1 protein-coding gene is annotated in these 686 nt (G+C 45.0%); it reads left to right on the forward strand.

Annotated features, from left to right (window positions below):
* Positions 1–686: amidase family protein (locus tag A3738_RS05775; RefSeq protein WP_255376150.1), on the forward strand; the 686-nt coding region annotated here is incomplete at both ends.

The raw sequence follows: 686 nt of genomic DNA on the forward strand, positions 1-686 counted from the left end.
GATCTTCGTAGAACTCCCGGTGGAAGCACAGGAGGTGGTGCCGCTGCACTTGCAGCCCAATTGAGTTATGCAGAAATTGGCAGCGATATTGGCGGTTCTATTCGAAACCCAGCTAACTTATGCGGATTGTTTGGCTTAAAGCCGACTACCAATGGACATATACATGATGGCCATGTTCCACCTCTACCAAACAGAGGAACCGGTTTTACAGCGCTAAACAGCACCGGCCCTCTGGCGCGAAGCGCTAGCGACATTGAGCAAATTTATAAGGTCTGTTATCAACCCTTACCTGAATACCAACAATACCTAGACATTCAGACATCCACACCGATTCACAACAAGCTCGCGAATTATAAAATCGCTTATTACGATGAATTGGCTGGAGTTCAATGCTCCGCCCCTACTCAGCGAGGGCTTCAGCGTGTCGTAAAATGCTTAGAAGATCAAGGCGCGCAAGTAAGCAAAATTCGCATTGATGAGCAATTAGCCGACAAAACGCTGAAGACTTGGGTCAAGTTATTTGGTTTCGTTTGTTCCCAAGACTTTGCATGGCCAGTAAGAAAGATCCTTCAATTTAAATTCGGAAAAGATCTTAAGAAATCTAGCTTTGATGCCAAACAAGAGCTTAAAAAAGGCCTAAGCATGAACTTCCGAGAGTATTCAAAAGCCTTGCTGGAGCAAAAAGA

The organism is Oleiphilus sp. HI0066 (assembly GCF_001635725.1).